This is a genomic window from Bradyrhizobium sp. 199 (genome assembly GCF_023073355.1).
In the GTDB taxonomy this organism is placed as follows: domain Bacteria; phylum Pseudomonadota; class Alphaproteobacteria; order Rhizobiales; family Xanthobacteraceae; genus Bradyrhizobium.
On sequence record NZ_JADPJI010000005.1, the window covers coordinates 1,016,972 to 1,029,842 of the forward strand.

The following is a 12,871-nucleotide window of genomic DNA, read 5'->3' on the forward strand; positions in this document are numbered from 1 at the left end:
AACAACCTGAGGGCGTTGCGCAACAGGGACGTGTGCTTGCGTGGCCTCGCCCCGATGCTAAAAGCGATCCCAATAAGAAGGATGTTGCCATGATCTCACTCGCCGATCTCCAGCGTCGCATTGAAGCCGGCGAGTTGTCGCCCGATGCCGCGATCGCGCAGTCGCATGCGGCGATCGAGGCCAGGGAGAAGGACGTCCGCGCCTTCGTCCGCCACGACAAGTCGGCAATAGCGCAAGCCTCCGGTCCGCTGCGCGGCATCGCGGTCGGCATCAAGGACATCATCGACACCGCCAATATGCCGACGGAGATGGGCTCCGAGATCTATCGCGGCTGGCAGCCGCGCGCGGATGCGCCCGTGGTGATGATGCTGAAGCGGGCAGGCGCCACCATCATCGGCAAGACCACGACCACGGCCTTTGCCTCGCGCGATCCGACCCCGACACTCAATCCGCACCACCTTGGCCACTCGCCGGGCGGCTCGTCCTCGGGCTCTGCGGCGGCGGTCGGCGCCGGCATGATCCCGCTGGCGCTGGGGACCCAGACCGGCGGCTCGGTGATCCGGCCCGCCGCCTATTGCGGGACCGCTGCGATCAAGCCGTCGTTCCGAATGCTGCCGACGGTCGGAGTCAAATGCTACTCGTGGGCGCTCGACACGGTCGGCCTGTTCGGCGCGCGTGCGGAGGACCTGGCGCGCGGACTCCTGGCGATGACGGGCCGCAGCGAATTTTCCGGCATCGTTCCGGCGACGTCGCCGCGCATCGGCGTCGTCAGGCAGGAGTTCGCCGGCGGCGTGGAGCCGGCGGCGGAAGAGGGGTTGCTGGCCGCGATCAAGGCGGCGGAGCGCGCCGGTGCCAGTGTGCAGGTCATCGACCTGCCCCAGGGGGTGCAGGAAGCCTGGCGCATCCACCCCATCGTCCAGGATTTCGAGGCCCATCGCGCGCTTGCCTGGGAGTTTTCGGAGCGTCACGACGAGATCGCGCCGATGCTGCGGGCAAGCCTCGATGCAACGGCCCATCTGACGCCGAAGGAATATGACGAGGCGCGGCGGATCAGCCGCCGCGGCCGCCGCGAACTCGGCGAGCTGTTCGAGGGTTTTGACGCGCTCCTGACCTATTCGGCGCCGGGCACGCCGCCGGCCAAGGAGCTCGCGACCACGGGCGATCCCCGCTACAACCGGCTCTGGACGCTGATGGGCAACCCTTGCGTCAACGTGCCGGTGCTGAAGGTGGGTGGCCTGCCTGTTGGCGTGCAGGTGATCGCGCGCTTCGGCAACGACGCGCGCGCGCTGGCGACGGCGTGGTTCCTGGAAGACGCGCTGGCGAAGTCAGGCTAGCGCCGGTTCCGCCACGGGCGATTGGCGTTGGGCCTCGTTGCTCGTCGCGCCTTGCCCGAGCCAGCGCTCGGCGGCTGCGCGGCCGCTTCGGTGCAAGAGGCGAATGAAGCCGCGGCCGAGATCGGTCGATGAGCGCTGCGCCAGGCCGTCAATGGAGTCTTCTGCCGCGATCCGGGTGAGCCGCAGCGAAGAGGCTGCGTGCGACTGCGCCCATGCGATCGCCGCGATCTCGGCATTGAGCGCGGCATTGGCTGCGATCTGGTCGAGCCGGCGGTCGATCGCGGCGAGGGTGATCGGCACATAGCTGTCGCGCGTCGGCGTGACCTGGACGAGCAGGACGTCGGAAGTCGTCGTCTCCTGCACCAGCCGCAGCAGGGGCGGATTGCCGCCGAGGCCGCCGTCCCAGTAGGCTTCGCCGTCGATCTCGACTGCGCAGTGAACCAGGGGCGGGCAGGTCGAGGCCAGCGCGACGTCGGCGGTGAGGGCGTCGTTGCGGAAGATCTGCTGATGCCCGTCGCGGATCCGCGTCGCCGCGATCAGCAGCTTGGGAGCGCGGGCACTGCGCAATGCGGAAAAGTCGATGTCGCGCGACAGCGCCTGCCTGAGCGGATCGAGATCGAATGGATCGAACTGGCCGGAGCGCAAGGTCGGACCGAATGCGACCGAGCTTCCCGCCGGCGAGAAGCCGCCGACCAGCATCAGCGAGCGGAACGAGCCCTCGTGCATCAGGCGAAGCCAGAACCGGTTCAGCCGGCTGCGTGCAGCTTCGCGGCCGCCCTCGGCGAGGCCCGAGGCGAGCAGGAACGCATTGACGGCGCCGGCGCTGGCGCCGCTGATGGTGTCGATCTCGATCGGGTCTTCCAGCAGCCGCTCCAGCACGCCCCAGGTGAAGGCGGCAAAGGTGCCGCCGCCCTGCAGGGCCAGCGAGAGTCTCCGCGGCGGCCATTGGTTGGAACGCGGCTGCACGGTCGCGATCGGCGCAGCTCTGCTCACGACCTCGATTGTCACAGGCGCTGGCGCGATCACATCGGGTTGGGGCGCCGGCGGCAAAACCGGAACAGGTTTTGGCGAAGGTGGAGGCGAGGGCGCGTCGGACCAGATATTGGTCGTCGAGAGCAGCCGGCTTGCTGCGGTGCCGGAAGCACCGAGTGAACCAACCTCGTCACACGCGCCGCCAATTTTCTCGCTCATTCTGAGCAACCGCCGCCATTTCCGCTGTCGGGATGACAGGTTCGGAACCCGCTCGCCATACAACCGTGATTCGGTCGCAAGTAGCGAACAGGATTTGAGATATAATGCAGAAGGTCGCTTCGGTATCCGTAGATGCCCGGCTTTGGATTCTTGTTTGACGCGTTCTCTGATGCGAACCGTATCCACTTCGCTCGAGAACGCTCTAAGCCTTCTCGCCGATCCGGCTTTCCTTGCCCCCTTGCAATCGCTTGATGTTCTCGCGATGCGCGTAGAACAAGAGCAGCGTCAGCACCGCGAACAAGGCTGCGAGCGCGAGGTGCCCGAACCACCACAGGAACATTGGCGCGATAAACGCCGCCACCAGCGCCGAGAGCGATGAGTAGCGGGTAGTGAGGGCGGTCGCCAGCCAGAGCAGGCAGAACACCACCATGCCGGGCCAAAACAGGCCGAGCAGGATGCCGATATAGACGGCGACGCCTTTGCCGCCCTTGAACTTCAGCCAGACTGGGAAAAGATGGCCGAGGAAGGCGCCGAGCCCGGCCACCATGGCGGCATTGGGGCCGGCAAGGTAGCCGGCGATCACCACGGCCGCGGTGCCTTTGAGCGCGTCGAGCAGCAGGGTGCCTGCGGCGAGGCTCTTGCGTCCGGTGCGCAGCACGTTGGTGGCGCCGATGCTGCCGGAGCCGATCGAGCGGATATCCTGGGTGCCGGCGAGCCTGGTCAGAACCAGGCCGAACGGAATCGAGCCGAAGAGGTAGCCGATCACGAGTGCCACCGGCAGGAATGCTTCAAGCCCCATGGCTCATCTCCAAAGGCTGGATATCGATCGCGCGATCTCGCACGTCAGACATGCTCGTACACCGTGCGACCACCGACAATGGTGCGCACCACGCGGCCTGTAAAGCGGGCCTCGTCGAACGGGGTGTTCTTGCAGGGCGATTTGAGGTCGGCGGGATCGACCACCCAGGGCACATCGGGGTCGATCACGATCACGTCGGCCGGGCTGCCTGGGCGCAGGGTTCCGCCAGGCAAGCCGAGCAACTCGGCCGGGCGGGTCGACATCGCCCGGATCAGTGTCTTCAGTTCCAGTTCGCCATTGTGAACGAGGCGCAGGCCGGCGGGCAGCATGGTTTCCAGACCGAGGGCGCCGGGAGCGGCTTCCGCGAACGGCAGGCGCTTGACCTCGACGTCCTGCGGATTGTGGTCGGACATGATGACGTCGAGGAGGCCGGAGGCGATTGCGGCCACCAGCGCGCGGCGGTCGTTCTCGGTCCGCAGTGGGGGCGCCAGCTTCAGGAACGACCGGTAGGGGCCGATGTCGTTCTCGTTCAGCGCGAGATGATTGATCGAGACCGAGGCGCTGACCGCGAGCCCGGCATCGCGGGCCCGCTGCAGGACGTCGAGCGAGTCGATGCAGGTCAGCGAGGCCGCGTGATAGCGGCCGCCGGTCAACGCCACGAGGCGCATGTCGCGTTCGAGCATCACCGCCTCGGCGGCATTCGGGATGCCCACCAGGCCGAGGCGCGATGCGAACTCGCCCTCGTTCATCACGCCCTCGCCGACCAGATCGGGGTCCTCGGTGTAGTGGACGATCAGCGCGTCGAAATCGCGCGCGTAGGTCAACGCGCGGCGCATCACCTGCGCATTGGTCACGCTTCTGGCGCTATCGCCGAAGGCGATGGCGCCAGCGGCTTTGAGCAGGCCGAACTCGGTCATCTCCTCGCCGTGCATGCCCTTGGTGAGCGCCGCCATCGGCTGGATGTTGACGATCGCGGTGTCGCGGGCGCGGCGCATCACGAAGTCGACGGTCGCCGAATTATCGATCACCGGAGAGGTGTCGGGCTGGCAGATAATGGTGGTGATGCCGCCGGTCGCAGCCGCCTGGCTCGCGGTGGCGAAGGTCTCGCGATGGCTGAAGCCGGGTTCGCCGACGAAGGCACGCATGTCGATCAGGCCGGGCGCGACGACCTTGCCGGAGCAGTTGACGATGTCGGTGCCTTCGGGAACGCCGGCAGCGCCAATGCCGCGGCGGGTTTCGCGGATGATGCCATCGGCGATGAGAACGTCGCCGACACCGTCGAAATCCCTGGAAGGATCGACGACGCGGGCGTTGGCGAGCAGGATGGGGCGGCGATCGGTCAACATTGGCATCACGCGTTCGGCAGGTTACGGGCGAGCGCTTCCAGCACCGCCATGCGCACGGCGACGCCCATCTCCACCTGTTCGCGGATCAGGGACTGGGCGCCGTCGGCGACGATCGAGTCGATCTCCACGCCGCGGTTCATGGGGCCGGGATGCATCACCAGGGCGTCCGGCTTGGCGTAGGCGAGCTTCTTCTGGTCGAGCCCGAAATAGTGGAAATATTCGGAAGACGACGGCACGAAGGAGCCGTTCATGCGCTCGCGCTGGAGCCGCAGCATCATGACGATGTCAGCACCGTTGAGTCCCTCGCGCATGTCGCGCGCGACCTCGACGCCCATCCGCTCGATGCCGGGCGGCAACAATGTCGTGGGGCCGACCACGCGGACACGGGCGCCCATCGTGTTGAGCAGGATGATGTTGGAGCGGGCGACACGCGAATGCAGCACGTCGCCGCAGATTGCGACCACGAGCCCTTCGATCCGGCCCTTGTTGCGACGGATGGTCAGCGCGTCGAGCAAGGCTTGCGTCGGATGCTCGTGGGCGCCGTCGCCGGCATTGATCACGGAACCGTCAACCTTGCGCGCCAGCAGTTCCACCGCGCCGGAGGCGTGATGGCGCATCACCAGGATGTCCGGATGCATCGCGTTCAGGGTCATCGCGGTGTCGATCAGCGTCTCGCCCTTCTTCATGGACGAGGAGGACACCGACATGTTCATGACGTCGGCACCTAAGCGCTTGCCGGCGAGCTCGAACGAGGACTGGGTCCGGGTGGAGGCCTCGAAGAAGAGGTTCACCTGCGTCCGTCCCCGCAGGACGGTGCGCTTCTTGTCAACCTGACGGTTGAGCTCGACGTATTCTTCGGACAGGTCGAGGAGGCCGGTGATGTCGGCCGCGGAAAGGCCCTCGATGCCCAGCAAATGCCGGTGGCCGAGGACGAAGGTCGATTTCGATGTCATTAAAAGCAGAGCTATAGGGGGGGATGGCGGGGGGAGCAAGGGGCAAAGGCGAGGAAGTGAGTTATCCCCTGATCTGTCGGCGTGGCACGACGCGGCCTGGAGCTGCTGGCGTTTTTCTCCGTCATGCCCGGGCTTGTCCCGGGCATCCACGATCTCTATCGCATTTGACGCAAAAACCTCGTGGATGGCCGGGACAAGCCCGGCCATGACGATGGGAGACATCGCGTGAAACCAACAATGGCTGCGGTCGTGGCAATCGGCTTCATCTCATCCGCCCACGCCCAATCGCTGCCCGGCGGCTTCGTCTATTTGCGCGACATCGACCCGAGCATCGTCCAGGACATCCGCTACGCCACCTCGAACAATTTCATCGGCCGTCCGCTCGCCGGCTACGGTGCGGGCGAATGCGTGGTGAAGCGGGAGGTGGGGCTGCGGCTGAAGGCGGTGCAGGAGGAGCTGGCGGGGCAAAACCTGTCGCTGAAAATGTTTGACTGCTACCGGCCGGCGCGGGCTTCGCTCGACATGGTCAAGTGGTCGCAGAACGGCCACGAGACCGCCGCCGAGCGGCGCTACAATCCGAAGATCGCGAAGACCGAGCTGTTCCGCCTCGGCTACATCGCGAGCCGTTCGCAGCACTCCACCGGTGCAGCACTCGATCTCACGCTGGTTGATCTCAAAGCTGACAATTCGGGCAGGTACGACCCGTCAAGGACCTATGCCGACTGCACGGCCTCCGTCGAGACGCGCGCGCCGGAAGGCAGCGTCGACATGGGCACCGGCTACGACTGCACCGACACGAAAGGCCATACTGCGGCACCGTCAATCACGCCGGAGCAGCGCGCCTGGCGCAGGCGGCTGGTTGCTGCGATGGCCAGGCAAGGCTTTGTGAACTATTCGAAAGAGTGGTGGCATTTTTCCCTGCCAGGGGCCGGTGGGGCAGCCTATGATTTCCCGATCCAGCCGCGGATGAAGTAGATCGCAATCCGACCAGCCCGGAATGCTTCCCCCAAACGAAAGCGCTTTGATGGACTCGCTCAATCCCGATCATCCGCCGCCGACCGTGACGCCAGCGGCGCCGGGGGTCTGGAAGTTCTGGGGCACGGCGATATGGGGCCTGCTTATTTTCGCCGCGATGTTCATCGGGCAGATCGGCGCCATTGTTCTGCTGGCGGTGCAGCGTGGCCTTCCGATGGATCTCGCCTCGCTTCAGCTCGTCGGCCACGAGCCGCAGGCGCTGGCGCTATCGGTGATCATGGGATTGCCGGCGACGCTGGCGGTGGTGTGGCTGGCTATCCGCATCAAGAAGGTCTCTTTCGTCGATTACCTCGCACTGCATTGGCCGTCATGGAAGCAACTCCTGTTCGGCGCCGTCGGTCTCATCGTGATCGTGCTGGCCTGGGAGGTCACATCGCGATCCCTAGGCCGCGAGGCGACACCGGGCTTCATGACCGATCTCTTGAAATCGGGCCGCGACAAGGGCGCCGCCGTGATGCTGCTGCTCGCCTTCAGCGTGGCGGCACCGATGTCGGAAGAGGTCTTGGCGCGCGGATTCCTGTTTCGCGGCTGGTCGGCGAGCTTCCTGCGCGTGCCCGGCGCGATCGTCCTGTCGTCGCTGGTGTGGACGGTCGTGCATCTGCAATACGACATGTACTTCCTCGCCGAAGTCTTCTCCATCGGCCTGTGGTTTGGCTACATGCGCTATCGGGCCAACTCGCTCTGGCTCACCATCGTGCTGCACGCGCTGAATAATTTGACGGCCGTGGTGCTGACGATGTGGCTGGGGAGCTAGTCCATATTCGGTCATTGCGAGCGCAGCGAAGCATCCAGAATCCCTCCGCGGGAAGATCCTGGATTGCTTCGTCGCAAGGGCTCCTCGCAATGACGGGGTGAGACGGGTGCGCGCGCAATGACCATTGTCAAGCCACCAGCGCGATCGCGATCGGCATCGTGATCGCTGCCAAAATCGTCTGCAGCGTGATGATCTGCGCCAGCAGCGGCGCATCGCCGCCCATCTGGCGCGCCAGGACATAGGCGCTCGAAGAGGTCGGGACCGCGGAGCAGATCGCAACGATCGCCAGGCTCTCGCCTGACAGCCCGAACCAGACGGCGAGGGCGAGGGCAAGTGCGGGCATCAGCACGAGCTTGAAAGCGACGCCGATGGCAGCGCCGGCGCTCGGGCGCAGCAGGCCTTCGAGATGCAATCCCGCCCCCGTGACGAGCAGGCCGATCGCGAGCGAGGAGCGGCCGAGCGCATCCGCCACCTCATGCCAGAGTTTCGGCAGCGGCAGGTGGGTGATGTTGACCAACAGTCCGATCGCGCAGGCCCAGATCAGGGGGTTGCGCACCAATGTCATGACGATGGCGCGGCCGGATTGCTTTTCTGGCGCAGCATAATGGGCGAGCACGGCAACGCTGAACACGTTGACCAGCGGGATGATCGCGACCATCGCGACGGAGGCCAGCGCCAGCCCGACATCGCCGAACATGTTGGCGGAAACGGAGAGCGCGACATAAGTCTGCCAGCGTGTCGCGCCCTGGAAGATCGAGGTGAAGGCGGGCCCGTCGATACCGAGCCGCGCCAGCGCAGGGCGGAGCGCGAGGCAGAGCAGCGACATCGCCAGCGCCGACAGCAGCAGCGCGCCGCCGACGCCGGCGACCGGCACCTTGGACAGATCGGCCTTCACCAGGGTCTGGATCAGCAGCATCGGAAACAGCACGAAATAGGTCAGCCGCTCCAGCCCGTGCCATTGCGTGTCGAGCCGCATCAGGCTGCGCTTGAGCACCACGCCGAGCACGATGAGGATGAAGACCGGCAGCAGCGCCGCGATCACGACGGCCATGGATCAGTCGGTCCCCGAGGCGGCGTTAAGATTGGCGAGGCGGTCGAGCGCGCCTTGCAGGATGAAGATCGCGGCATGCTCGTCGATCACTTCGGCGCGTTTGGCGCGGCTGACGTCCATGCCGATCAGCTCGCGCTCGACCGCCGCGGTCGAAAGCCGCTCGTCCCACAGGCCGATGGGAAGCGCGGTAAGGCCGGCAAGGTTGCGGGCGAAGGCGCGGGTGGATTGCGCGCGCGGTCCTTCGCTGCCGTCCATGTTGATGGGCAGGCCCAGCACGAAACCGGCCGCCTTGCGCTCGGCCGCAATCGCGAGCAACCGGGCGGCGTCCTGCTTGAACGCCTTGCGCCGTACCGTTTCGACGCCGGTCGCAAGCCGCCGGTCCGGGTCGGACACGGCAACGCCGATGGTCTTGGTGCCCAAATCAAGCCCGACCAGCGCGCCGCGCGCGGGCCAGTAGGTTGCAGCATCGACGAGAGGCAGGATAAGAGCCGGCATGGATTTAGCGCATATCATGCGTCGCGCTGCGGAGTGAACCCGGAACATGGATGTGCTGACACTATTCGGCCTGTTGGCCGTCGCGGCGATGCTGGTCTGCTATGCGATGGAAGACCGCAGCCACTGGTTCGTGCTGCTGTTCGCGGCGTCCTGCGCGCTCGGCTCGGCCTACGGTTTTCTCCAGGGCGCCTGGGCCGTTCGGTCTGGTCGAAGCGGTCTGGGCATTGGTGGCGCTGCGGCGGTGGCATCGAAAGGCGTAGCGAGAGAAACTCGTCTTCGGTCCGCTCCCGAGAAGGACTTTCGAAATCGTGATGCACGCACGCGAGAACATCGCTCATTTGTTGTGTAGTTCACACAAGCAAAGCCGCTTCCCATGACATGATGTCGCGCAAGCGGCCGTCGGCATCGATTGACGCTTCGGTTGTGGCGGCGTAAGTTTATCGGGCTTAAGTAGTAACGGGCCGGTCCCGATTTTTGAACAATTCTTGGCAGTGAACGGCCGGTCGGGCCGCACTGCAGCCTTGGCGCAATTTTCAGCGTCCACACGTCGATGTTCATCCGAATTTTCGAGAGGTCATCATGTTCATCAAGCCAAGCCTGATCGCGGGCGCAGAACGGCGATTCAAGCAAGCCGAGTTTTCACCGGAAGTCCTGAACCGAAAACTGGGCGACGGTCCGATCGAGATGTCCGTCGACAAGATGCGCCTGCGCCAGCGCCAGCTGCTGGCCGAGACGCAGGACGTGGAGAAGGCAGAGATCGGCCTGGAGCGGATCATCCAAGGCAACGATCTCGACAGCATCAACTATCTCGCCAAGGGGACCACGGCCTCGCGCTCGGTCTGCCGCATTCAGCTCAGGGATCTCAAATCGAACCTGCTCGGCTACGGCTCGGGCTTTCTGATCGGGCCCGGCTTGCTGCTGACCAACCATCATGTGTTCGGCAAGCCGGCCGACGCCGCCAATTCGATCGCCGATTTCAACTACGAACTCGACATCTCGGGCACGGAGCGTGTCTCGGTCCGGTTCGGCTTCGAGCCGAGCAAGTTCTTCTACACCAACGACAGGCTGGATTTTTCGATCGTCGCAGTGGCGCCGACTTCGCTGTCGGGCGGGGAAGAGCTTGAGGACTTCGGATGGCTGCCGCTCAGCGGCGCGCCCGGCAAGGCGGACCCCGGCGAATATCTCACCATCGTTCAGCATCCCAGCGGGCAGATGAAGCAGGTCTGTGTCCGCGAGAACAAGCTGCTCAAATATGTCGGCGACTTCCTCTGGTACAACACCGATACCACGGCTGGATCGTCGGGCTCGCCCGCGTTCAACCGCTTCTGGCAGGTGGTCGCGCTGCATCACAGCGGCGTGCCCCGCAAGGATGGGCAGGGCCGCACCCTGACCAAGGACGGCAAGGTGTGGAAGCCGTCGATGGATGAATCCCTGATCGATTGGGTCGCCAATGAAGGCATCCGGATCAGCGCGATCATCGCCGATCTCAGGGTTGCCGTCGGCTCCCATCCCCTCATCAAGCCGGTGCTGGACGAGGAGGAGCCGCCGATCCGGCAGGAGATCGAGAAGGTCCGCGCGCCGGCCACAGCGCCTGCTTTCGGCGCCAATATCTGGGTCGAGCAGACCCTCGACGGGACCTCGCTCGTGGTTCCGATCCGCGTGCCGTTGCCGATGCTCAGGGCCGAGATTCCATTTGCTCCGCTGCCGCCCGTGCCGACCCCCGCGCGGGGCAACGGCGGCGCGTCCAACGGCGGCATACCAAACGGCGGCACGCCGTTGATCCCGCCGCCGGCCGGCCTGCTACCTCACATCAGCGTCAACAACGGCCTGCCCATGGAGGCCGTGCATATCGACCAGAGCACGCTGAAATCGCGCCCTGGCTACAAGGCGAATTTCCTCGGCACAGGCAAGTTCTCGGTGCCCTTGCCGAAGATTCCGGCTGCGCTCAAGGCCCGAATCGCGACGCTGAAGGGAAGCTCCAAGCAGTCCGAACTGAAATATTTCAATTACAGCGTCGTCATGAACAAGGAACGCCGGCTCGCCTTCTTCAGCTGTGTCAACATAGACGGCCGCAAGCAGCAGGACGTCGGCAAGCGCGAAGGCGATTCCTGGCTGCGCGATCCGCGCATCGACGACGATGCCCAGATCGGCGACGAGTTCTACCGCAAGCAGGCTACGTTCGAGGCGGACCGCAGCAAAAATCCGTTCGACCGCGGTCATCTCGTGCGCCGGCTGGATGCGACCTGGGGCGACACCGTCGCCGCCGCCAAGCAGCACGGTGACGATTCCTTCCACTTCACGAACTGCTCGCCGCAGTTCTTCTCGTTCAACCAAGGCAAGCAGCTCTGGGCGGGCCTTGAGGATTATACCCGTGACGTCCTGCTGGAGGGCGAGGAGAAGGGCATCGTCATGAACGGTCCGGTGTTCGACGGGCCGGACGCCGACGGATCCGAGCTGCCCAATCCGGCAGGGCGATCGCACAAGGATCCAAGCTTCGGCGGCGTTCAAATCCCGAAATATTTCTGGAAGATCCTGATCCGGCGCGACAAAGATGACGACGTTCTCAAGGCGGCGGCATTCCTGATGAGCCAGCGCAAGCTGATCATGGATATCGACCGCATCGAGGAGGCGGACCTGCTGGAAAAGATGTCCGAGGAGGACGTCAGCGTCTTCCAGGTCTCGATCGCGAACCTCGCGAAATTGACCAAGCTGGATTTCGGCAACCTCTCCGACGCGGATTCGCACGAGGCGACCTCGGTCGGCCCGCGGCTGATCGAGTCCTACGAGGACATTCGAATGTAGAGCAGATCCGGACTTCGGAGCGCCCCTCTGGCGCAAAGCCTGCTGAGGCCTTCCGAGAGATCATGTCTTAAACACTGGCCAAAAGCGCGATGACGATTCATCCCGATCGCATCGCGCTTTTTGACTTTGCCTGCCAGAGCAGCAGCGGCTGGCACGGCGTCACCGCCTCAAGCGGCGATGACGTCCTCGTCCGTCTTCAGGCATGCGGCAAAACCGCTCAGCGCGCTGGTTTGATGTCCGGCACGACGCTGGATGAAAAGTGTCTCGACCCGCGCATGCGAGGCGCTCAACGTATGGATCGAGACGCTGCCATTCATGGCGCTGCGTTCGACGACCGCACGCGGCAATAACGTCACGCCCATGTCTGCGGCGACGCAGCCGATCATGCCGTCGAGTGTCCCGAGCTCGAAGCGTGCCGCCGAGGGCCAGCCGAAATCGACGAAGATCTGCTCGAGCCGTTGGCGGTACGTGCAGCCGGTGCGGAACACCAGCGCGGTCGGGCCGGACTCTGGCGTGCCGGCGCGCAACTCGGCGAGCGAGGTCCAGCGCCGCGCGCTGACCAGCACCAGCTCCTCGCGGAAGGCGCTTGTCGCCGTGAGGTCGACATGCGCGATCGGACCTGCGACGAAGGCACCGTCGAGCGCACCTTCGAGCACGCCTGCGACGAGATCGGCTGTGGTTGCGGTGCGCAGGGAGAGCCGCACGGCCGGGAAGCGGCGGTGGAAATGAGCGAGCAGCGGCGGCAGCCGCACCGCAGCGGTCGTTTCCATCGAGCCGATCGCAAGCGGTCCCTTTGGCTCGCCATCGTCGCGCGCGGCGAGCACGGCCTCGCGCGACAACGCGGCCATCCGCTGTGCGTAGGGCAGGAGGCGCTTGCCCGCGCCGGTCAGCGTCATGCCGCGGCTATGGCGTTCGAACAGTGCCGTGCCGATCTCCGCCTCCAGCGCCTTCACGCGCTGGGTGACGTTGGATTGCACGGTATTCAGCTCATCCGCTGCGCGGGTAATGCCGCCGGTGCGGGCGACGGCGGCAAAGGTCTGGAGATCGCTGAGTTCCATGGACCGTTTCTCTTTTTAGATGGCAGCGTTCTGTAGAATTCAATTTTGAAGAA

The 12,871-nt window shown here is 65.0% G+C and carries 11 protein-coding genes and 1 pseudogene; 5 read left to right on the plus strand and 7 right to left on the minus strand.

Annotated features, from left to right (window positions below; all coding sequences use genetic code 11):
• Window positions 1-89 precede the first annotated feature (89 nt).
• Window positions 90-1,334, plus strand: a complete 1,245-nt coding sequence (locus tag IVB28_RS13345; RefSeq protein ID WP_247526681.1) for an amidase — start codon at window positions 90-92, stop codon at window positions 1,332-1,334.
• Here the strand turns inward: IVB28_RS13345 and IVB28_RS13350 are convergent.
• From IVB28_RS13350 to IVB28_RS13365, 4 genes are all read right to left on the minus strand, one after another.
• On the minus strand, window positions 1,326-2,525 hold the full coding sequence (locus IVB28_RS13350; protein ID WP_247526682.1) for a patatin-like phospholipase family protein: 1,200 nt from the start codon (window positions 2,523-2,525) through the stop codon (window positions 1,326-1,328). The genes IVB28_RS13345 and IVB28_RS13350 overlap by 9 nt on opposite strands.
• Before the next feature lie 202 nt (window positions 2,526-2,727).
• Entirely contained in the window at window positions 2,728-3,324 is a 597-nt protein-coding gene (plsY, locus tag IVB28_RS13355) for a glycerol-3-phosphate 1-O-acyltransferase PlsY (protein ID WP_247526695.1), read from the minus strand.
• A gap of 44 nt (window positions 3,325-3,368) precedes the next feature.
• Window positions 3,369-4,676, minus strand: coding sequence for a dihydroorotase (locus tag IVB28_RS13360; protein ID WP_247526703.1), 1,308 nt, complete (start codon window positions 4,674-4,676; stop codon window positions 3,369-3,371).
• Window positions 4,676-5,623: an aspartate carbamoyltransferase catalytic subunit gene (locus IVB28_RS13365; protein WP_028135931.1), complete on the minus strand. Its 948-nt coding sequence runs from the start codon at window positions 5,621-5,623 to the stop codon at window positions 4,676-4,678. The genes IVB28_RS13360 and IVB28_RS13365 overlap by 1 nt, the downstream gene beginning before the upstream one ends.
• 237 nt (window positions 5,624-5,860) lie before the next feature.
• Between IVB28_RS13365 and IVB28_RS13370 the strand changes: the two genes are divergently transcribed.
• Both IVB28_RS13370 and IVB28_RS13375 read left to right on the plus strand, forming a co-directional pair.
• Window positions 5,861-6,598 (plus strand): M15 family metallopeptidase, encoded by a 738-nt coding sequence (locus IVB28_RS13370; RefSeq protein WP_247528529.1) that lies wholly within the window; start codon window positions 5,861-5,863, stop codon window positions 6,596-6,598.
• Between the two features lie 49 nt (window positions 6,599-6,647).
• Window positions 6,648-7,412: a type II CAAX endopeptidase family protein gene (locus IVB28_RS13375; protein WP_247526706.1), complete on the plus strand. Its 765-nt coding sequence runs from the start codon at window positions 6,648-6,650 to the stop codon at window positions 7,410-7,412.
• A 127-nt stretch (window positions 7,413-7,539) separates the two neighbouring features.
• Here IVB28_RS13375 and IVB28_RS13380 read toward each other — a convergent pair whose 3' ends face one another.
• Together IVB28_RS13380 and ruvX are read right to left on the minus strand one after the other, a co-directional pair.
• Window positions 7,540-8,463, minus strand: a complete 924-nt coding sequence (locus IVB28_RS13380) for an AEC family transporter (protein ID WP_247526708.1) — start codon at window positions 8,461-8,463, stop codon at window positions 7,540-7,542.
• Between the two features lie 3 nt (window positions 8,464-8,466).
• Complete coding sequence (gene ruvX / locus IVB28_RS13385; protein WP_247526710.1) at window positions 8,467-8,958, minus strand: Holliday junction resolvase RuvX; 492 nt, start codon at window positions 8,956-8,958, stop codon at window positions 8,467-8,469.
• Window positions 8,959-9,004: 46 nt separating this feature from the next.
• Between ruvX and IVB28_RS13390 the strand changes: the two are divergent.
• Both IVB28_RS13390 and IVB28_RS13395 read left to right on the plus strand, forming a co-directional pair.
• A pseudogene (locus tag IVB28_RS13390) lies at window positions 9,005-9,218 on the plus strand (hypothetical protein).
• A gap of 319 nt (window positions 9,219-9,537) precedes the next feature.
• Entirely contained in the window at window positions 9,538-11,760 is a 2,223-nt protein-coding gene (locus tag IVB28_RS13395; RefSeq protein WP_247526713.1) for a DNA/RNA non-specific endonuclease, read from the plus strand.
• Between the two features lie 167 nt (window positions 11,761-11,927).
• Here the strand turns inward: IVB28_RS13395 and IVB28_RS13400 are convergent, their stop codons facing one another.
• A complete protein-coding gene (locus IVB28_RS13400; protein WP_247526715.1) occupies window positions 11,928-12,818 on the minus strand; it encodes a LysR family transcriptional regulator in 891 nt (296 codons plus the stop codon).
• Window positions 12,819-12,871: the final 53 nt, after the last annotated feature.